Annotated in this window: 16 protein-coding genes; 10 read left to right on the top strand and 6 right to left on the bottom strand. The window is 71.6% G+C overall.

Translation table 11 applies throughout. The features are described from left to right. The first annotated feature begins 128 nt into the window (after positions 1 to 128). Entirely contained in the window at positions 129 to 1,160 is a 1,032-nt protein-coding gene (locus tag F4554_RS26510; RefSeq protein WP_179790099.1) for a hypothetical protein, read from the top strand. A 63-nt stretch (positions 1,161 to 1,223) separates the two neighbouring features. On the opposite strand, the gene F4554_RS26505 is transcribed toward F4554_RS26510, so the two are convergent. The 3 genes from F4554_RS26505 to F4554_RS33280 all read right to left on the bottom strand — a co-directional run bounded on the left by F4554_RS26505 (position 1,224) and on the right by F4554_RS33280 (position 4,872). After that, positions 1,224 to 2,507, bottom strand: coding sequence for an FAD-dependent monooxygenase (locus tag F4554_RS26505; protein ID WP_179790098.1), 1,284 nt, complete (start codon positions 2,505 to 2,507; stop codon positions 1,224 to 1,226). A gap of 64 nt (positions 2,508 to 2,571) precedes the next feature. Beyond that, a complete protein-coding gene (locus F4554_RS26500; RefSeq protein ID WP_179790097.1) occupies positions 2,572 to 4,329 on the bottom strand; it encodes a DUF222 domain-containing protein in 1,758 nt (585 codons plus the stop codon). Between the two features lie 132 nt (positions 4,330 to 4,461). Then, on the bottom strand, positions 4,462 to 4,872 hold the full coding sequence (locus F4554_RS33280) for a (deoxy)nucleoside triphosphate pyrophosphohydrolase (protein ID WP_337796207.1): 411 nt from the start codon (positions 4,870 to 4,872) through the stop codon (positions 4,462 to 4,464). A 176-nt stretch (positions 4,873 to 5,048) separates the two neighbouring features. Between F4554_RS33280 and F4554_RS26490 the strand changes: the two genes are divergently transcribed. The 5 genes from F4554_RS26490 (at position 5,049) to F4554_RS26470 (ending at position 9,939) form a co-directional block, all read left to right on the top strand. Continuing rightward, complete coding sequence (locus F4554_RS26490; protein ID WP_179790095.1) at positions 5,049 to 5,387, top strand: metalloregulator ArsR/SmtB family transcription factor; 339 nt, start codon at positions 5,049 to 5,051, stop codon at positions 5,385 to 5,387. After that, positions 5,384 to 5,911, top strand: a complete 528-nt coding sequence (locus tag F4554_RS26485) for an SRPBCC domain-containing protein (RefSeq protein ID WP_179790094.1) — start codon at positions 5,384 to 5,386, stop codon at positions 5,909 to 5,911. The genes F4554_RS26490 and F4554_RS26485 overlap by 4 nt, the downstream gene beginning before the upstream one ends. A gap of 167 nt (positions 5,912 to 6,078) precedes the next feature. Continuing rightward, positions 6,079 to 7,224 carry an MFS transporter gene (locus F4554_RS33850; RefSeq protein ID WP_179790093.1) on the top strand — a complete coding sequence of 382 codons (1,146 nt, stop codon included), beginning with the start codon at positions 6,079 to 6,081 and terminating at the stop codon, positions 7,222 to 7,224. Positions 7,225 to 7,286: 62 nt separating this feature from the next. Then, positions 7,287 to 8,936 (top strand): malate synthase A, encoded by a 1,650-nt coding sequence (gene aceB, locus F4554_RS26475; RefSeq protein WP_337796206.1) that lies wholly within the window; start codon positions 7,287 to 7,289, stop codon positions 8,934 to 8,936. A 43-nt stretch (positions 8,937 to 8,979) separates the two neighbouring features. Further along, positions 8,980 to 9,939 carry an NAD-dependent epimerase/dehydratase family protein gene (locus tag F4554_RS26470; RefSeq protein WP_179790092.1) on the top strand — a complete coding sequence of 320 codons (960 nt, stop codon included), beginning with the start codon at positions 8,980 to 8,982 and terminating at the stop codon, positions 9,937 to 9,939. Positions 9,940 to 9,980: 41 nt separating this feature from the next. On the opposite strand, the gene F4554_RS26465 is transcribed toward F4554_RS26470, so the two are convergent. Continuing rightward, the gene (locus tag F4554_RS26465; protein WP_179790091.1) at positions 9,981 to 10,979 is read right to left on the bottom strand and encodes an MASE1 domain-containing protein; all 999 of its coding nucleotides are present in this window, start codon (positions 10,977 to 10,979) and stop codon (positions 9,981 to 9,983) included. Between the two features lie 434 nt (positions 10,980 to 11,413). Between F4554_RS26465 and F4554_RS31650 the strand changes: the two genes are divergently transcribed. The 3 genes from F4554_RS31650 to F4554_RS26450 all read left to right on the top strand — a co-directional run bounded on the left by F4554_RS31650 (position 11,414) and on the right by F4554_RS26450 (position 15,792). Further along, positions 11,414 to 12,970 (top strand): phosphotransferase, encoded by a 1,557-nt coding sequence (locus F4554_RS31650; RefSeq protein WP_202889469.1) that lies wholly within the window; start codon positions 11,414 to 11,416, stop codon positions 12,968 to 12,970. Then, positions 12,967 to 15,237, top strand: a complete 2,271-nt coding sequence (locus F4554_RS26455; RefSeq protein WP_179790090.1) for a phosphotransferase — start codon at positions 12,967 to 12,969, stop codon at positions 15,235 to 15,237. Before F4554_RS31650 ends, F4554_RS26455 begins: the two co-directional genes overlap by 4 nt. A 102-nt stretch (positions 15,238 to 15,339) precedes the next feature. Beyond that, positions 15,340 to 15,792, top strand: coding sequence for a nitroreductase family deazaflavin-dependent oxidoreductase (locus F4554_RS26450; RefSeq protein WP_179790089.1), 453 nt, complete (start codon positions 15,340 to 15,342; stop codon positions 15,790 to 15,792). 19 nt (positions 15,793 to 15,811) lie between these two features. Here the strand turns inward: F4554_RS26450 and F4554_RS26445 are convergent, their stop codons facing one another. Both F4554_RS26445 and F4554_RS26440 read right to left on the bottom strand, forming a co-directional pair. Next, a complete protein-coding gene (locus tag F4554_RS26445; RefSeq protein ID WP_202889468.1) occupies positions 15,812 to 16,792 on the bottom strand; it encodes a putative RNA methyltransferase in 981 nt (326 codons plus the stop codon). Next, positions 16,726 to 17,187: an SRPBCC family protein gene (locus F4554_RS26440; protein ID WP_179790088.1), complete on the bottom strand. Its 462-nt coding sequence runs from the start codon at positions 17,185 to 17,187 to the stop codon at positions 16,726 to 16,728. Before F4554_RS26440 ends, F4554_RS26445 begins: the two co-directional genes overlap by 67 nt. Positions 17,188 to 17,432: 245 nt before the next feature. Between F4554_RS26440 and F4554_RS26435 the strand changes: the two genes are divergently transcribed. Continuing rightward, on the top strand, positions 17,433 to 19,112 hold the full coding sequence (locus F4554_RS26435; protein ID WP_179790087.1) for a serine/threonine-protein kinase: 1,680 nt from the start codon (positions 17,433 to 17,435) through the stop codon (positions 19,110 to 19,112). The last annotated feature ends 98 nt before the right edge of the window (positions 19,113 to 19,210 follow it).

Genomic DNA, 19,210 nt, shown 5'->3' with positions numbered 1-19,210 from the left:
GCGGGCGACCCGGCGTAGCTCGCGCAGCGCGGGCGCCCGGACGGGGGATTTCCGGTCCCGTGCCATTCGCGTTGACAGCCTGATATACCGTACGGGGGTAGGGTGACCGCGCGAGTTGAGGAGATCGGATGAACACCACCACCAGACTGGGCATCTTCGCCGGCGGCCTGGTGATCGCGTTCGGTGCGGCCTACGGGGCCGGTCGGGTGGTCGGTCCGCTCGCGTCGGAGGAGACCGCCGCGCCGGCCGCGCACTCCGCCTCAAAGAAGCCGAAAGCGGATCCGATGGAGGGCATGTCGCCCGGCCACGACGAGCCGGCCAAGAAGCAGAGTCCGGCCGGAGGGCACGACGATAAGGCCGGGCACGGCGGGGCGGCCGAGAGCGGTGGGGCGGCCGAGAAGGACGGCATGTCAGGGCACGAGGGCATGTCGGACGCCCAGCAAGCCGAGGTGCCCGGCGGACTGATGGTCAGCCAGCACGGCTACACGCTTCAGCGGGTGTCGCCGGACCCGGTGGTGGGCCGGAACGGGGAGTTCGCGTTCCGCGTCGTCGACAGTCGCGGCCGGCCGATCACGGCCTTCGACAGGGTGCACGACAAGCGGCTGCACCTGATCGTCGTCCGGCGCGACCTGTCGTTGTTCCGGCACGTCCACCCGGCGCTCGGCGCGGACGGTGTGTGGCGGATCCGGCTGCCCTTCACGGCTGCCGGCACCTATCGTGCGTTCGCCGACTTCACCCCGACCGGCGGGGAGGCGACCACGCTGGGCGTCGACGTCCCGGTGGCCGGCAGGTACGAGCCGCGTGCGCTGCCCGAGGTGCGTTCCGTGGCGCGGGTCGACGGCTACGAGGTGACGTTGAGCGGCGACCCGCAGGCCGGCAGGTCCGCCTTGCTGACCCTCACGATCAGGCGCGGCGGCCGCGAGGTCACCGACCTGCAGCCCTACCTCGGCGCGTACGGACACCTCGTGGCGCTGCGGGCCGGCGATCTGGCGTACCTGCACGTGCATCCCGACGGTGAACCCGGCGACGGGAAGACGACCGCCGGGCCACGGGTGGCGTTCCACACCGAGGTGCCGAGTGCGGGGGCGTACCGCCTCTACCTGGACTTCCGGCACGGCGGTCGCGTGCACACCGCGGAGTTCACCGTCCGGGCGCGGTGAGTCGCGGCGGGACGAGACCTGCGGACACTCGCCTTCGCAACACTCTCCACGCGACCGAGGGGCTCATGAGCCGGGCCGGCGGGTCGAGCAGGTACACGACCCGCATGAACTGCCGTGCGACGAGATCGTCGACGGCGGCGGCCGCGTACAGCTGTGCGACGTAGGCATTGGCCAACCGGATCGACACCGTCCGCCTCCCCTCGATCTCCGGAAGTGCGAGGTCGGCTCTGAGGGCGAGGTTCCACGGATCGACGACGAGTTTCGACGCGGCCCGGAAGAAGCGGTGCGCGAGGCCGGTCGCCCCTGCGCCAGGGTGTCCCGCAAGGCCAACGCCTGCAGGGCCGCCACGGTCATCCCCTGCCCGTAGGCGGGGCTGAAACTGCACAGCCCGTCCCCGGTCACCAGCAGCCTGTCGGGGAGGTCGGACAGCTCCTGGTAGTGGCGGCGCACCGAGGACCGGTAGCGATAGGTGGCGATCTCGCCGACCGGTTCGCCGCGGCGGATCGCCGACAACACCTCCGGTGGCGACACGGTGGCGGCGAACTCGAGGAAGCCGTCCTCGTCGGCTGCCGTGCGGTGCCCGCCCAGGAAGTCGGCGAGGGTGACGATGTGGTGCCCGCCCTCGACAGCGAACACGCCCATACCTCGCGGTCGGCCCGGCACCGCACCGACCGTGATGCCCTTCTCCTGTTCGGCGTAGTCGCGGGGAAGACGCATGAGCCGGCTGGCGTACTGGACGTTCACCCGGAACTCCTCCTCCCGCGGGCGGGAGAGGCCGAGTGTCTCCAACCACACCGGAGTACGGCCGGCGCGCCCGGTGGCGTCGACCACGAGATCGGCCGTCAGCGTCTCCTCCGTACTCACGTCTCGTCCGTGTACGACCCGCACGCCGGTGATCCGGTGGCGGTGGGCGTCGATGCTCAGGCCAACCGCGTCGTGCCCGTTCACCGCGGTCACCCCGGGGAGCGCCAGCACGCGGTCGCGTACGTGGTGTTCGAGGAACGGCCGGGTGCACTGCAACATCGATGGCCCGACCGGGACCGGCCGGAGGGTATGACCGCCGACGCAGATCCTGAAGTCGACAAGGGGTTCGGCGGTCACTGCTCCGTCGGCGACGAGTTCGCCCGTGATGCCCGGGAACAGGTCCTCGATGACCTCCCCTCCCCGCGCGAGGAGCACGTGCGCGTGTCGTCCCTGCGGCACCCCGCGGCGCGGTGATCCGTCGGCGCGGATGGGGTCGCGGTCGAGGAGCGTCACTCGTTCGTACGCCTCGGTCAGGACCCGGGCTGCCAGCAGGCCGGACATCCCGGCGCCGAGGACCACTGCGTGCTCACCGATCTGCTGCATCAGGTCTCCTCCGTACGGTGTCGGGACCTTGATCATGCGCCGATCGGCGAGGTCTGGTCTCGTCCTACGGGCGGAGGATTCGTCGTTGCGGGTCCGACCACTCGGGCGGTACGTATTCGGGGTGGCCGTGGGTGCCCATGCGGACGTGCCAGCCTTTGTGGTGGACGGTGGTGTGGTGGTAGCGGCACAGGAGTACGCCGTTGGCGAGGTCTGTCGGTCCGCCGTGGTCCCAGGCGGTCATGTGATGGGTGACGCAGCGCGGCTCTGGAATCTGGCAGCCGGGGAAGTGGCAGTGGCTGCCGTCGCGGATGGCGAGGGCGCGGCGTTGGTGCTCCTTGAAGAAGCGGTCGGAGTGGCCGAGGTCGAGGAGTTGCCCGTCTCCGCCGAGGACGACGGGGATGAGGTCGGCCTCGCAGGCAAGCCTGCGCACGGTGGCGGCGGAGATCGGTTTGCCGTCGGTGCCGAGGTGGCGGGCCGACCCGCCGCCTCCACAGGTGGGGCAGCCGTCGTGCGGGTCGATGGCACCCTCCGGTCCGAGGCCGGCCTCCGGCCCCGCCGCACCCTCCTCAGGCTCGGCGTCGGCTCTCCGCCCGGCGTCCACGCCCGGGTTGGCGGCACCGCCCGGAACCTGACCGGTATCCGGTTCCGTTCCGGTACGGGGTTCCGGTTCGGGGTCGGTGTTCGGTTGTGGGTGCTGCCCGGGTGCTCGCGGTGGGGGTATCCCGTCCGCGAGGGAGCCGGTGCCGGGTGATCGCCGTCTCGGCTTGCCTGCTTGGCCTTCGTCCTGGCCTTCTGCCTCCTCCGGCTTCGGCTCGCCGGCCTGGCCGGTCTTGGTGCTGTTGGTGTTCTTGGTGGTGGCGTATTTGGGGTCTGTGCAGGGGCAGGTGCAGGGCCGGGGCCGGACCACGGTCGCGGTGTCATCGATGGTTCCGGCACCGGTGCCCTTCAGCAGGGTCTCGAAGGGGATGGTGACCGCGACCTGGGGCGGTCTCCCGCCGCGGACCGGTGCGGTCGCCGCAGCCGCGAGCAGGCCGAGGGCTTCGGCGAACGCGTCACCGCGGCGCTGGTCGATGGGCCGCCTGTCGGGCTCGGCTCCTTTGATGGGTTCGGCGAGGGGTTCGATGATTTTGCGGAGCAGTTCCATCTCCCAGGCCGGGAGGGTGATGTGTACTGATTCGGACTGGGGGATGCCGTTGGGGACGTAGCGCAGGGACCGTTTCTGTTCGGCTTTGCGGTCCTTGCGTTCCAGCTCTTCGCGCATGAGCCGGTCGTACTCTTCCGGCGCGATCCGTTCCAGCAGTTTCTCGCCCAGTACCCGTAGCTCGTCGGGGTTGGCGAACCGGGCTTTGGTGATCAGGAACTCCTCGGCCTGGTGGCGTTCGTCCAGGCCCACATACTCGGGGAGTTTCTTGATCGCGTCGGCGATGACCTGCGCCTGCCGCACCGACACCACACCAGCCGCCAGCGCCTCCCCGGTCAGCCGCACCTCCTTGTCGAGGTCGCGGGCGAGGCCGACCGCGGCGGAGGACTCGTGTTTCGACATCCGCTGAGCCGTCCGCAGATAGACCGTCGCGTTGGGTGCGCCGGTGAGTTTGCCGATGTCGCAGGCCTCGGCCTGACGCGCCAACGCCAGTTCGAGTGCTTCGATGCGGGCCTTCCTCGCCCGCACCTGCGCGATCAGCGAACCAACCTCGCCAGCATCCAGGGAGCCCTTCGGCGTCACCCACGCCTCATCCAGGGCCGGGTCCAACAGGTCGAGCGCAGCCTGAACCCGACCAGCGGCACCGCCACCAGTCGGACAACCCCAGTCGCTCGAAAGCATGTGCGAACTCTATCGGCCACCACCGACAAGGACTTCGGTGTCCAAAGGGGAGATTCGTCAACGTACACAGGAGTTCTCGTGCTCACGGCCGACAAGTGACGACCAGGCGATCGGCGTACGGCGGCAGTGCAGTCAGGTCCCCGTAGCGGCCAGGAGTGCATGCAGGTCGGGCAGCAGAACGCGGTCCGCCTCCAGCCACTCCAGGCAGTCGAGATCGGCGGTGTGGACCCAGCGCAGCGCCCGGTGTTCGTGTGCGACGGGTTCGGCGCCGGGGTCGGTGAGGGTCGCGGCGTGGATGCGCAGCACGAAGTCTCCGCCCGGTAGGGGGATGTCCGGGCCGATCCGGTCGTGGACGGCGACGTCGACTCCGAGTTCCTCCTGGCACTCGCGTACGACCGCGGCGGCCTCGGACTCGCCGGGCTCGACCCGGCCGCCCGGGAGCTCCCACCGACCGGCGACCGCCTCGGGATAGGCGCGCTGCTGGGCGAGCAGAAGGCCGTCGCGCACGATCGCGGCGCCGACGACGTAGGTGGGTCCTGGCACGGCGAGCACCCTATCGGCGACGACCGGTGCCGCCCGCGTCCGCCAAGCCCCGGGCCGGCCTGGATCGGCGAGGTGGGAAGACCCGTGAGTGTCACAGGCCCCATAAGTCTTCCCGGCTCCACGCGATCCTGCGGGAACGCTGGACATGTGACCAGATGGTCACCTATCTTTGAGCCGTGACGGAGGACGACGAGGTGTTCAAGGCGCTCGCCGACCCGACGCGGCGTTTCCTGCTCGACCTGCTCTTCGCGCGTGACGGCCGCACGCTCACCGAGCTGGAGTCGGAGTTGGAGATGACGCGCTTCGGGGTGATGAAGCATCTGCGGGTCCTCGAGGCCGCGAACCTCGTCGTCACCCGTCGGTCCGGTCGGGAGAAGTTGCACTTCCTCAATCCCGTACCCATCCGGCTGATCCACGACCGGTGGATCGACAAGTACACCGAGCGCCAGGTCGCCGCGCTCGCCGACCTCAAAGCGCAGCTCGAACATCCCACAGACAAGGAAGAACGGCCATGACGAACGCAGCGACGAACGTAACCACCACACAGGTCTACCGGGTCTACATCAAGGCGAGCCCGGAGGCGATCTGGGACGCGATCACGAAGCCGGAGTGGACCGAACGTTACGGCTACACCGGACTCGTGGAGTACGACCTGCGCCCCGGCGGTGCGTACAAGGTGCGGCCCACCACGGAGTTCCGCGCCGCGGCGGAGGCGAACGGCCATCCCGTCCCGGACGTGATCATCGACGGAGAGGTACAGGAGGCGGACCCGCCGAACCGCCTGGTCACGACGTTCCGGATGCTGATGGACCCCTCGCTCGCCAAGGAGCCGGCCACCCGGGTCACCCACGAGATCAAGGAGATCGGCGACGGGGTGTGCCGGCTGACCCTCGTCCACGAACTCGACGGCGCACCCGGCATCGCCTCGCTGGTGGGTGGTCAGCTCGAGGACCACGGTGCCGGTGGCGGTCACGCCTGGGTGCTCAGCGAGCTGAAGAGCCTGCTGGAGACCGGGAAGTCGTTCGCCGAAGGGCGGTGACCACCTCCGGCCGACCAGGAGCGCGGTGGACGCGTGCACCATGGACGCGTCCACCGCTTCCGTTCGACAAGCCCGGCATCCTGGGAGAGGAAACAACGACGGGAGCGACGTGAACGCCGGCAACGACGGTGGCGCCACGTGCGGTCGGCTCGAGAACGGAGTGGCACGTGACCGCGACCGGACGAAGTGCGGCGACGGAATCGACCAGCAGCGAATCAACCAGGAGCGAACCGCCCGACGCGGAAGCCGGCGAGGATCCCGCGGATCGGCGGCCCGGGTGGGTTCGCGCACGGCCACTTGCGGCCACCAGGGCGAGCTACGCCGCGTTGTACGCGGTGGACGGCGCGATGCTGCCGTTCTTCTCGGTCTTCCTCGCGTTCGTGCACGGGCTGGGCACCGCGCAGATCGGCGTGGTGCTGGCGGTGTCCAGCGCGGCCGCGGTGATCGCGCCGCCGGTGCTCACCGTGGCGGCCGACCGTTACGGCCGGGCGGAGACGTTGTTCCTGTTCGTCCTGGCGGTGTCGGCGATCGCCCTGTCGGTGTTCGCGTTCGTCGGCGGCTACTGGTGGGTCGTGTTCGTCTACGCCGCCTTCAGCCTGGCGCGCGAACCCACCCGGCCACTTCTGGACGGCATCTTCTTCAGCTCCCAGCGGCACATCCGCGCACTGGCGAAGGTGAGCTACCACCAGGTGCGCATCTGGGGAACCGTCGGCTACATGGTGCCCGGTGTGCTGCTGTTCTTCGTGCTCACCGACCGGCACTCGCTGTGGCTCCTTCCGCTGGTGGCGGTCACGGCGTACTCCACGTTCTATCCGCTGATGGCCACCGAGGTGGTAGGCCTGTCACCGCGCTGGCTCGGCCTGGTCACCAACCTCGGTGTTCTGGTCGAGATCGCCTACATGGCCGCGTTCGGCTGGCTGGTACGCAGGCTGGGCTGGCGGTGGCTGATGGTGCTCGGCGCGGCGACCGCCACCATCCGGGTGGCGTTGCTCGCGGCGTTCCCGACCATCGGTGTCGTCGTCGGTACGCAGGTGGTGCACGGCATGGTCATCATCGTGTCGATGGTCGCCGGGCGGGTGATCCTGGACCGGCGCGCACCGGACGCGATCCGGCACACGACGCAGGGGTTGTACGCGATGCTCGTCCTCGGCGGCGGCCGGATCGTCGGCAGTGCGTTCGGCGGACTGGTCGCGAGCCACGACCTGTCACGGGTGTTCTGGGCGGCCGCACTGGCGGCGTTGGTGGCCATGCTCGGCCTGGCCTGGAGTCTGCGAGGTGAACGACCGGTCGCGGCTGACGGCTCACCCTTGTAAGTTCCCAGGAGGGCAGCGACAACTCGAGGGGCACGAGGCGATGGGCCGAGAGGGTGGTGCGAGTGCCGCATGGGGTGGACGTCGGACAGAGCGGAGCCGGCACGCAGGGCGGAGCAGGCAGGGTCGAGGTCAGCGGCGAGGTCGACGGGCGTGGTCGGGAGATCCTGACCGAGGAGGCCCTCGCGTTCGTCGCCGAACTCCAGGCCCGGTTCGGTGCACGTCGGGAGGAGTTGCTGGCACTGCGGTCCGAACGCCGCGCACAGGTGGCCCGGACCGGTCGGCTGGACTTCCTGCGGGAGACCAGACACATCCGTGCCGAGCCCTCGTGGCGGGTCAACCTCGCACCGCGTGACCTGGTCGACCGGCGGGTGGAGATCACCGGGCCGACCGATCCGAAGATGGCGGTCAACGCGCTCAACTCCGGTGCCCAGGCCTGGCTGGCCGACCTCGAGGACGCCAACACACCGCACTGGAACAACGTCGTGACCGGGCAGGTCGTCCTAGCCGACGCCGTGCGGCGGCGCCTCGCGTACACCTCACCGGACGGCAGGGAGTACCGCCTCGGCGACGGCCGGCTCGCGACCATCGTCGTGCGGCCCCGCGGCTGGCACCTGACCGAGCGGCACGTGACCGTCGACGGCGAACCCGCCGCCGCGGCGCTGGTCGACTTCGGCCTGTACTTCTTCCACAACGCGCACGAGCTTCTCGGCCGCGGCAGCGGGCCGTACTTCTATCTCCCCAAGCTGGAAAGCCACCTCGAGGCCCGGCTGTGGGCGGACGTCTTCGCGTACGCCGAACAACGGCTGGGCATCCGGCGCGGCCGGGTGCGGGCGACCGTGCTGATCGAGACGATCCCGGCGGCGTTCGAGATGGAGGAGATCCTCTACGAGTTGCGGCAGTACGCCGCGGGCCTGAACGCCGGCCGCTGGGACTATCTGTTCAGCATCATCAAGTACTTCCGCGACGCCGGACCGGACTTCGTTCTGCCGGACCGCAACGCGGTGACGATGACCGCGCCGTTCATGCGCGCCTACACCGAACTGCTGGTGAGAACCTGCCACAAGCGCGGGGCGTTCGCGATCGGCGGGATGGCGGCGTTCGTGCCCAGCCGGCGGGACTCCTCGGTGAACGAGACGGCGTTCGAACGCGTGCGCGCCGACAAGGAACGCGAGGCCAAGGACGGCTTCGACGGGTCCTGGGTGGCCCACCCCGACCTGGTGCCGTTGTGCAACGAGATGTTCGACGTACGTCTTGGTGCCCACCGCAACCAGCTGTCCCAGCTGCGTGAGGACGTCCACGTCACCGCCGACGACCTGCTCGACCTCGCGTCCACGCCGGGTGCGGTCACCCTCCGCGGCCTGCGCAACAACGTCGCGGTGGCGCTGCGCTACCTGACCGCCTGGCTCGGCGGCACCGGGGCGGTGGCGATCTTCAACCTGATGGAGGACGCCGCGACCGCGGAGATCGCGCGTTCTCAACTGTGGCAGTGGATCCACAACCGCACCGAGCTCGACACCGGCGAGAAGGTCACGGCCGAACTTGTGGGTGACGTGATGGCCAAGGAGTACGAACGACTGCGTGCCGAGGCCGGCGCGGGCGCCGAGGATCACCTGGACGCCGCCCGGAAGCTGCTCGAACGCGTCGTGCTCGGCGAGGAGTTCGCCGACTTCCTCACCGTTCCCGCGTACGACCTGATCGACGGCACGCCGTAGCGGTACGGCCTGAATCCCCAACCCACGAAGGCAGGAACACCACATGCGCGTCGTCGTCATCGGCTCCAGCGGCCACATCGGCTCCTACCTCGTACCCGCGCTGGTCGACGCCGGGCACGACGTGGTGGCGGTCAGCCGCGGACAGAGCACGCCCTACCGCCGCGCGTCGGTGTGGCAGCGGGTGGAGCAGGTGGTCGCCGACCGGCACGCCGAGGACGCCGCGGGTACGTTCGGCAAGCGGATCGCCGACCTGAACGCCGACGTGGTGATCGACCTGATCTGCTTCGACCCGTCGGCGGCGCGGCAGTTGGCCGAGGCATTGCGCGACCGGATTCAGCACCTGCTGCACTGCGGCACGATCTGGGTGCACGGCCCGAGCGTCGAGGTGCCCACGACCGAGAGCGTCCCGCGCCGGCCGTTCGGCGACTACGGAGTGAAGAAGGCCGAGATCGAGGCCTACCTGCTGAGCGAGGCGCGGCTCGGCCGCATCCCCGCGACCGTACTGCATCCCGGGCACATCGTCGGCCCGGGCTGGCGGCCGATCAACCCGGCCGGGCACCTCGACCTCGCTGTGTTCGGCGACCTCGCCGCCGGGCGGGAGGTGCTGCTGCCCAACTTCGGCCTGGAGACCCTGCACCACGTGCACGCAGACGACGTGGCACGGTCGTTCGTCGCGGCGCTGGAACACCGCAACGCCTCCGTGGGCGAGGCTTTCCACGTCGTCTCCCCGGCCGCGGTGACGTTGCGCGGGTACGCGGAGGCGGTCGCCGGGTGGTACGGCCAGGATGTCAACCTGGCCTTTGCGCCGTACGACGAGTGGAGGACCACCGTCGCGGCCGACGCCGCCCAGGCGACCTGGGACCACATCGCGCACAGCCCGAACTGCTCGGTCGCCAAGGCCGCCGCACTGCTGGGCTGGCGGCCCCGGCACACCTCGCTGGAAGCCGTGTACGAAGCGCTGTGCTGGCTCGGTGCCCGTGGCGAGGTACCGTCGCCCCAGTAGCGAATCTCCTGTCCCGCAAGGGTTCCAGGAGGTAAAGCGGATCAGTGCAGGGGTGTACGCGACTCCCGCGGCTTCGAATGGTGCCAGCTCTGCGCGTGCCTGGCCGCCCGGTCGCGCAGACTCATCACGTCCGCCAGCCGGAAGCACGCCTGCTCGATCTCGGCGTACGTGTGGTTGCGTTCGGCCACCACCGCGGCGACGAGCAACGCCGTCAGTGCGGCCGACCCGACGAATGCCTGCATCGTGACCATCTTCGCCAACAAGGAATCTCCCGCGAACGGCCCCGACCCGTCCTCCGCGGCGAGGATCACCACCAGTGACGCAACCAGGACACAGGGAGCCGCGCCGGTGAGCTGGAACCGCCAGGCAGCCCAGAACAGGAACGGGAAGACGAGGAACAGGACGTCGAACGGGCTGACGGTGCCCACCGCCGCGATCGCGAAGGTGCCGCCGATCAGGAGCCCGGCCTCCAGGGCGCGGCGGGCGCTGACTTTCGCGGGCAACCGGAGCTTGCGCGCCACCAGCAGGACCGGTGCGACGACGACCACCCCCATGACGTTGCTGCTCCACGAGATGAGCCAGGTGATCCCCCAGTCGTGCGGTGGGAGGACATGCGTGCCGACGAGTACGCCGGTGGAGATCGTGGCGGTCACCGTCATGGCCGCGAACGCGCCCAGGAACACCAGGGCCAGTGCGTCACGTAACCGGTCACAGTCGAACCGGAACCCGACCCGCCGCAGCAGGTAGGCGGCGCAGAGGGGCGCGAGCGTACTGCCGGCCGCGATCGCCACGGACGCCGGGACACTCAGGCCGATCGACAGGTGCACGAGCAGCGAGCCGATGGCGATCCCAGGCCAGACCCGGTTGCCGAACAGCAGGATCGCGACCAGCGCGACGCCGCTCGCCGGCCACAGTGGAGTCAGCTCGCGGCGGAGCAGCTCGTCGCGCAGGCCCAGCCACGCGCCGGCGTAGTAGACGATCGCGACGGCGAGGATGCTGAGCGCGGCGACACAGAGCCGTCGAGTGTTGAGCCCCGACACAGAGGTCAGCGTACGCGCACCACCTGGGTGGACCACCACCCACGGCGACGCGTCGTACTTGCCCCGATCCGGCGTCCGATGCCCGGCCAGTCCTGTTTTGCAAGGGAAAACGCACGAGGTGACGACCACTGCCAAGCGGAGGTTGACAGCGGGTCGAATGCCGAGCTGGACGGGGCCGGAGGACACCAATGGTTGCCGGGTACGTGGATGGACCCGCACCGCACGCGGTCCGGCCGCACGGCGCGGAATGATCAGCGGATCGCCGGGATATGACTCTGCCAGGGCGAGGTAAAGAACCAGGCAGGGCAGGGAAGCTGCGGAGCCGTGTGGGCGACGGTCACGCAGAAACGTCTGGGCGGCCGACCGGCCGGGGCCGCGGGGTGCGGGGTGCGGGCAGGGAAGAGCATGCTTCTCATTTGTCGTCGGGACCGGTCGTGACCAGCGTCTCCCCACCCGCCTCCGGTCAGGTCACCCGGCTGGTCGCCGGCCACCGGGGGCTGGACGGGATCCGGCGGGCGGTCACCGACCCGTTCGCGTACGGAGCGGCACCGCTGCTGGCCCACTGTCTGCCGCGCGGGTCCCGGCTGGCGGCTCCGCGGCTGCTGCGGACCAGGTACGCGCCGGGACGTGAGCTCGTCGCCTACTACGCGTTCGCGCCGGGCCGCAACCAGTCCAGCCCGCGCCACCTCGCGCTCACCTGGTCGATCCAGCCCGCGGACCTCGCGACGACCGGTGTACTGGAACGTGAAGCCGAGGTCCGCGGCCTGGTGGAACCGTTCGAACGGCTGGTCGCGGCGTCGGCGGACAACTGCCTGACCCTGGTCATCGCACCGATCGACCCGGCGTTCCCCCGATTGGTACGTCACTACGAGTCCGGGTACGTGACGGCGACGGCGGCGAGCCTGGCGGGCGTACGGCCTGGGGCCGACCGCGAGGTGCGCGCCCTTCGTTACCGGCCCGGCAGCCGGCACGTCCTGCGGGTGCGCACCAGCGCCGAGGACAGCACGATCGTCAAGCTCTACCGCGACGACACCGGCGCCCGGACCGTCGCGGTGGCGGCGGCGATGGACGCGCTGCTCCCGGCGGCCGTGCCCGGCATCCGGCCCGCCCGCTCGATCGGTTACGTCCCGGCCGACCGGGCGGCCTGGTGGACAGAGGAGCCGGGCGAACCCCTGTGGCGGCGGCTGCCCGACGTGGAGGCGGGCCCGCTGCTGCGGACCGTCGGCCGAGCTCTGCGGGTACTGCACGACACCGACCCGTCCGCGTTCACCTCCTCGCTGCCGTCGGCGTACGCGGCGCCTTCGGCGTCCAGGTCGGCGTCCAGGTCGGCGTCCAGGTCGTCGTCCCCGGCGTCGTCCCCGGCGTCGTCCGCGCACCTTCCGGCGCACGGCGCGGACGCCGAACTCGCCGCGACCACCCGGGCGGCCGAGCACATCCAGGGCCTGCTGCCCCGGGTGGGTGGCCGGCTGCGCGACGTCGTGGCCCGGATCGGGGACGGCCTGGCCGCGCGCCCGGTGGAGTCGCCGACCCTGACTCACGGTGACCTCACCTGCGACAACCTGCTGGCCACCGGGGACCAGGTGCGGCTGATCGACCTGGACCGGACCGGCTTCGCCGAACCCGCGCTCGACCTCGGGAAGTTCGTCGCGGACCTGTGGTGGTGGTGCGCCGAACTCGGCCTGCCCGCCGGACCGGCGGTGACGGCCTTCGTCGACGGGTACGGCGACTGCGACCGCAACCGGCTCGCCCGCGCGCACGGCCTGGCCGTGCTGTTCCACCTCTCGCTGGCGGCGCGCCGGGTGCCGGTGCACCACCCCGAGTGGGCGCACCAGGTGTCACGGGCGGTACGCCAGGCCGAGGACGCGGTGGCCGGCGGCGGGGCGTCCGGCGGCGGGGCGTCCGGCGGCGGGGCGTCCGGCGGTGGGACCGCACGGGTGCCGCGTCAACGCGGTCCGAGCGCCGGCGAGTCCGGCTCCGGGGAACTGCGGTGATCGCCCGCGGCGGCGCACCATCCGCGTCGGTGCCGGACGTGCTCGACCCGGCGCTGCCGCTGCTGGCCGAGACGATGGCCACGGCCCGCACCACGCCGGGCTGGACCCCGCACCACGCGTACTGGACGCCGGGACACCGCTGCGTGCTCACCTACCGCGTGACCGCCGGTTCCCCGGACTTCCCACCCTCTTCGGACTCTTCGGCCTCTTCGGACTCTTCCGGTTCTGCGGCCGGAGGGAGCACCTTCGTGGTGTGGGAGGTGACGCCGTTCGGCGCGGACCGCCGCGACTTCCGCGCCGACCCGGACCTGCCCGGCCTGGCCAGGGCTGCCGACCCCGGCGTGGTGAGCGACCTGCTGTCGACCCGACTGGGCGCCGGCCCCGGCCAGGTGCGAGCCTGCGAGGTGGAGCCGGTTCGCTACCGGCCCGGCCGGCGGGCCGTTCTGCGCTACCGGCTGACCACCGGGTCCGGCGAGCCGCGGATTCTGTACGCCCGGGTGAGCGCCGCGACCGCCGGCCCCGAGGCCCAGAAGGTGCCGGCGGCGCTGGCCGACCTGCCGGACCGTCCGCTGCTGCCCTCGCTGGTGGCCCGATGGCCGGAGTACACCGCACTCGTGCACGAGGCGGCCGACGGGCGCCCGCTGTCCGTCGTACTCCGCGACGCCCGGGTTCCCGCCCGGGTGAGGGTGCGGCTGGCGTACCGGCTCGGCACCCTGCTGGCCCGGTTGCACCTGCAGTCCGCGCCCGCTCCCACCCGGTCCGGCACCGACGTCCTACGGGACGTCACCGGGGTGCTGCCCGCGGCCGAGCCTGCCGACCCGGAGGTGGCGCACCGGCTCGCGACCGTGCTCGACCGGCTCGGTGCCTGGATACCCGCGAGCGGTCACCTGGTCCTGGGCGCCGGCGACCTCGCGCCCGGCCTCGTCCTCGCCGACCGCAACCGGCTGACCCTGCTGGACCTGCCGGACCCCGCTCGCGGCCCGGCCGAGGCCGACCTGGGCAGCGTGCTGGCCCGCCTTCTGTGGCAGTGGCTCGGCCACCCGGACCAGCGGCCGGTGCTGGAGGCGGCCGGCCGTGCGGTCGTCGCGGGGTACGAGCGGCGCGCCGGTCGGGTCGATCCGGAGGCGCTGCTGTGGTGGCGGTGCCTGCGGCTGACGGCGTTCGCCCTCGGCAGATACACCCGGCTGGACACCACGAGCTGGAGCCAGGTGGCCGGACTCGCCGACTGCCTGGACCGGCTGGTCTCGGCGCTGCCGACCCGGGTCGCCGCGCCGCTGGCCGCCCACCTGCTGGACCGGCGTGCGGTCGACCAGGCGTTGCGCCCGCATCTCGCGAAGGTCGCCGCCGAGCCGGCCGCGGTGGAGGTGACGGCCGCCCGGCTGGTCCACCACGTTCCCGGGCGCCGCACGGTCGTCCGCTACACCGTGCGCGGCCTGCTGCCCGGCGGCCGGCCGGCCGAGGTGGTGGGCAAGCTGTTCGCCCAGCCGTTCCGCGCCGTACTCGCCGAGGCCAACCTGCGGGCGCTCGCCGACGGGCCGTTCAAGACCGGCCCGCTGCGGGTGCCCGAACCACTGCCGGCGCCGGTCGAGCGCGGCCTGGTCCTCTACCGGCACGGCCCCGGAACGCCGCTGGACCGGTTGGACGGGGACGCCGCGGTCGCGGGGGTACGCGCCGCCGCCCGCTGGCTGGCCAGGCTGCACGGCTCGGACGTCGTACTGCCGCACCGGCTCGACCTCGCCGCCGAGACCGCCCGCTGCCGGCGGTGGGCCGGCGCGCTCGCGGACCGGGAGCCCGACCTGCACGCCCTTGCCTGGCGGCTCGCCGACGGCTGGGCACTCGCGGCCGAGAGCGCGCAGGCCGGCCAGCTCGGCGGGGAGGTGCCGATGCACCTGCGAACCCAGGTGCCGATCCACCGGGACTTCCACGCCGCGCAGGTGCTGGTGGGCGAGTCGGTGACCGTGCTGGACCTGGACGACGCGCGGATGGGCGACCCGGCGTTCGACGTGGCGCAGTTCTGCGCCTACCTCGAGGCCGGCGCCGACCCGACACGGGCGGCCGCACTGCGCCGGGCGTTCCTGCACGAGTACGCCGCGGCGGCCGGCCGACCCTATGCCGGCCGCACCGCGTTGTTCGGTGCGTACGCCTGGCTGCGCATCGCCCGGAACCTCGCCCTGGGAAACGGGCCGCTGCCGCTCACCGACGGGCGGGGACGCGTCCGCGCGGTGGCCCGGGCCCTCCAGCGCGGCCTCGCCTGCCTGGACACCTGAGCCTGCCCAGGACCCCCAGGGTGCGTTGCGAACACGCCGGCGTACGGGAACACCGGCTGCCGGCGGGAGGTTGTCGCCGCAAACGAGCGAATCGGAGACACCATGAGTGACACCAGCGACACCGGCGCGACGAAGAACTGGAACGAACGGATCATCGAGGAGTTCCGGGCGAACGACGGGAAGGTCGGCGGGCCGTTCGAGGGCGCGACCCTGCTGCTGCTCACCACGACCGGCGCGAAGTCGGGGAAGTCTCACATCTCGCCGCTGATGTACCTCGCCGACGGCGACCGCGTGCTGATCTTCGGGTCGTTCGCCGGCGGCCCCAAACACCCGGCGTGGTTCCACAACCTGCGCGCCAACCCGCGCGCCAAGGTCGAGATCGGCGCCAGGACGTACGAGGTGACCGCCGAAGAGGTGACCGGCGCCGAACGCGACGAGCTGTACGCGCGCCAGGTCGCGGTGGTCCCGGGCTTCGGGGAGTACCAGGCCAAGACCGACCGGACCATCCCGGTGGTGGCGCTGCGCCCGGCCGGCGCGAGCTTCGACCTGGGCTGAGCTTCGACGCGGGCCGACCTCACTGCGGGGGCGACGGCTCCCCGCCTGACGCGGCGCGTCGGAAGAACGACAGCACGAACGACGCGGTGGCGCTCACCGGCTCGGTCAGCGACGCGAGCCGGGCACGCTGGCCGCCCCGGTCGAGGTGGTGCGCGTTAGGCCCCATCGCGACGACGCGGCGTACGTCGCCGGGGGACAGGGTCAGCTCGACGGTGCAGGTCTCGCGTACGGCCGGTTCGAACTCCCCGGCCAGCGACGAGTCCAACTGGTCCAGCTTGCCCTCGTGCACCTCCAGCATCGTCACCAGCGTGCGGAGCTCGGCCAGGTGCCCGGCCGTCGGCGTCACCACGGCGAGCACTCCGCCGGGGTGCAGGACCCGCGCGAAATCCGCGGGGTTGCGCGGTGCGAACACGTTCAGCAGCACCGAGGCCGACCCGGCGGCCAGCGGCCAGGGCTGCCAGATGTCCCAGCCGACCGCGCCCACCCGCTCGTGTGAGCGGGCGGCGCGGCGCAGCCCGGCGACGGAGGCGTCCAGAGCCAGACCGGTGGCTGCCGGTAGCTCGTCGAGCACGGCACCCAGGTAGTAGCCCGTCCCGGCGCCGGCGTCGACCACCAGGCCGCCGTACGCGTCGGTGGGCAGGTCAGGCGGCAGAAGGGCGGCCACGCGTTCGGCCAGACGGCGGGCCAGCGGTGCGTAGTGGCCCGCGGCGAGGAACTCCGCACGGGCGGTGGCCATGTCGCCGGAGTCCGCCAGCGGTGGCCGGGACCGCGCGCTCAGCAGGTTGACGTACCCCTGCCGGGCGATGTCGAAGCTGTGCCGCTGCGCACAGCGCAGAACGCCCGGTGCACGGGTCAGTGAACTCCCGCACACCGGGCAGCGCAGAGCGTCGACGACGGCAGGCGGCGGGGTCTCGCGCGCCGGCCCGTGGTCGCTCAGGGTGTCGGCCGGTCGACTCCGCCCCGCCAGCCGCCGGTCTCGGTGCCCCGGGACTCGATCCATTCCTTGTACTTTGCCAGGTCGGCTCTGACCTGGCGTTCCACGAGTCCGAGCTTCTCCCCGACCTTCTCCACCAGGCTCTCGGGCTCGACGTCCATCTGGACCATCACCTTGGTGCGGTTCTCGTCCATCCGGTGGAACGTCACCACACCCGACTGCGTGGGCGAGCCACTCTCCGTGGTCCACGCCACCCGCTCGTCCGGGATCTGCTCGGTGATGCGGGTGTCGAACTCCCGGCGTACACCGCCGATGTTGGTGACCCAGTGGTTGTGGACGTCGTCCACCTGGGTGATCTTCTCCACGCCGGACATGAACCGGGGGAAGTCCTCGAACTGCGTCCACTGGTTGTAGGCGGTCCGGATCGGAACGTCGACCACGATCGATTCTTCGCTGGTCATCTCAGCCTCCTCTTACCGGCGTACGTTCAGTGCCAACCCCGTCACCCAGGGCCTGCCCGAGTTTCGGTCGGGCAAACGCGGCCCGGCCTCGCGGCTACAGGCGTCGGTGCACACGGCTAGGGTTCGTGCAGCGGATCAGGTACATACCCGACAGGACCCACGCAATCGGGGCCCCATGCAAGCGGGGCCCATTGCGGTCAGGGTCCACGCGATGTCGCCACGGAGCCGATGAAGGGGAGCACGGCATGAGCGAGAACGACCGGCTGATCGCTGGCCGTTACCGCCTGGAGGAGCAGATCGGCAGCGGCGGCATGGGCGTCGTCTGGCGGGGCGTCGACGAGCGCCTGCACCGACCGGTCGCGGTCAAGCGCCTGCTGCTGCCTGCCTACCTCACCGGCACCCAGGCCGAGGAGGCGAAGCTTCGGGCGATGCGGGAGAGCCGCATCGCCGCACGCATCCAGCACCCGCACGTCATCGCCACCTACGACGTGGTCGAGGACGACGGGCATCCCTGCCTGGTGATGGAGTACCTCCCCTCCAGAAGCCTGTCGGAGGTGCTGGAAGAACGCGGCTCGCTCCCGGCGGCGGAGGTGGCGAGCATCGGCCGCCAGGCGGCGAGCGCACTGGCGTCCGCGCACGCGGCCGGCGTCGTGCACCGCGACATCAAGCCCGGCAACGTCCTGCTCGGCGACAACGGTGTGGTGAAGATCGCCGACTTCGGAATCGCCCGCGCGGTCGGCGACGTGACCGTGACCGCGACCGGACTCATCTCCGGCACCCCCGCCTACCTCGCGCCGGAGGTCGCGAAGGGCGAGGACGCCACGTTCGCCTCCGACGTCTTCTCGCTCGGTTCCACGCTGTACGCCGCGGTCGAGGGCGGGCCGCCGTTCGGCCGCAGCGAGAACCCCATCGCGTTGTTGCACCAGGTCGCGTCGGCGCAGGTCGCGCCGCCGCGCCGGGCGCCGCGCCCGCTGGCCGACGTACTCCAGCGCGTCCTGCGCGCCGACCCACGGCATCGCCCGCCTGCCAGTGCGGTGGCCCGTGAACTGGCCGCGGCCGCCGCCCGGCTGTCCGCCGCCCCGGATCGGGGGGAGGACGCCAACACGACCAGGCGGTTCGACACGCCGGTGGCGGTGCCCGGTGGTGCCGATGCCCCCAGCGCCACCGGGCCCGGTGCCGCTGGTGCCGTCGGCGCGGCTGGTGCCGCCGCGGCCGCCGACGCCGGGCGAAGCGACTTCTCGCAGCGCACACCGTCGACGCCGTACCCGCCGGAGACCTCCGAGCCCTCGGCCGTAGGCCCGGGTGGAGCAGGCGGTGACAGTCGGCGGCGCCGGTTCGGTGCGGTGGTGGCGGCGGTGATCGCCGTCGTGCTGATCGCCGGGCTCGGGGCCGCGTTCCTGCTCGACCGCCGCGACAAGCCCGACGGAGGCCCGGTCGCCGGCGCCACCACCGATCCGGCGACCCCGCGCAGCACGCCGACTCCGACGTCGAAGTCGCCGAGCCCCACCCCGACCACGAAGTCGCCGAGCCCGACCCCGACCACGAAGTCGCCGAGCCCCACGCCCACACCCACGCCGACGAAGACGCGGAAGTCGCCCAAGCCGAAGCCCCCCAAGAAGAAGCCGAGCCAGTCGCGGGGCGGGGCGGTGTCCTCCTACTACTCCATGCTGCCGGAGAACATCGCCGGGGGCTGGTCCCAGCTGACCCCTCGGTACCAAAGCAAGGCCGGAGGGTACGACGGCTACCGGCGTTTCTGGGGTCGGATGAGTGACGTGTCGGCCAGTGACGTCCGCACCAGCGGCAACGTCGTCCGGGCCCGGATCACCTATCACCTCAAGAGCGGTGGGACCGAACGCGAGCGGCGCAGCTTCACGATGGTGCAGCGGAACGGCAGGTGGATGATCGACGCGTCCTCGGTGATCTAGGGGCGTGAGGCGGGCGGTGCCGCGCCTGCTCGGGGGGCCGCCCGGTCGGCATAGGTTTGGAGGCGGGACGCGACGCCAAGGATCCCCGAACGCACCCC

This window comes from Actinopolymorpha rutila, assembly GCF_013407855.1.
GTDB lineage: Bacteria > Actinomycetota > Actinomycetes > Propionibacteriales > Actinopolymorphaceae > Actinopolymorpha > Actinopolymorpha rutila.
The sequence above is the reverse complement of the archived record's forward strand: the minus strand, read 5'-3'. Positions and strand labels throughout refer to the sequence as shown.